A 983-nucleotide genomic window follows, 5' to 3' on the forward strand; every position below is an offset into this window, starting at 1 on the left:
GCTACGCGTACACTGGACTTCCCGGCACTGCCGGAGAAAACATACGGCGACGCAGACTTTGACGTCGGTGCGGAAGCCAGTACCGGGGAGACCGTCAGCTATACGAGCAGCAACCCCGATGTGGCGGAAGTGACGGCCGATGGCGAGATTGCCATTATCGGTGCCGGCGAAACGACCATCACGGCAACGGTGCCGGAGAACGCGAACTACAGCAGCCGGCCGGAGGTGAGCCGGTCGCTGACCGTCCGCAAAGCCCGCCAGACGATTACGCTGGATGGCCCGGCCGAAGTGAACCGTGACGCGGGCAACATTGAATTGACCGCCTTTAGCACGAGCGGATTGCCGGTAGTACTCAATGCCGACAATAATGAGGTGGCTACATTGGAAGGTACCACGCTGAGCATCCTGCGACTGGGCAGGGTAACCATTACGGCCACACAGGATGGCGACGCTAATCACGAAGCGGCCGAGCCGGTGACACTGACCATCCGGGTGATGGACCCCACGTCTGACCTGCCGGTACGCGTGCATCCGGCAGTATCGCCAAACGGGGACGGGATCAACGATTACCTGATCATCGAAGGAATCCGGGACTATCCCGACAACCGGGTGACCCTCTTCAACCGGAATGGTACGCTGTTGTGGGAAGCCAGTGGCTACGACAACAACCGGGTGGCCTTCCGCGGCATGAGTACGGGGCAGCTACTGCTGCCAGCCGGCACGTATTTCTACATCGTGGAGGTGAGGGACGGCGATACATGGAAGCACAAGAAAGGGTATTTTGTGTTGAGGTATTGATTGTTAGGCAACAGACGCTAGACAATAGACAAGAGACAATAGACAAGAGACAACAGACAAGAGACAACAGACAGGAGACAACAGACGCTAGACATTAGACAACAGACCATGAAACGGAGTTTATTCATCATATTGGCAGGGTTATTTGTGAGCCTTGAGTTACCCGCACAGCAACCCCTCACACA

General features: G+C 56.8%; 1 protein-coding gene. It reads left to right on the forward strand.

The window, feature by feature from the left end:
* The coding region (locus tag NGM62_RS21905; protein WP_262250432.1) for a T9SS type B sorting domain-containing protein at positions 1-798 on the forward strand (798 nt) is incomplete at its 5' end.
* Between the last annotated feature and the right edge of the window lie 185 nt (positions 799-983).

The organism is Parapedobacter soli (genome assembly GCF_025460835.1).
GTDB lineage: Bacteria > Bacteroidota > Bacteroidia > Sphingobacteriales > Sphingobacteriaceae > Parapedobacter > Parapedobacter soli.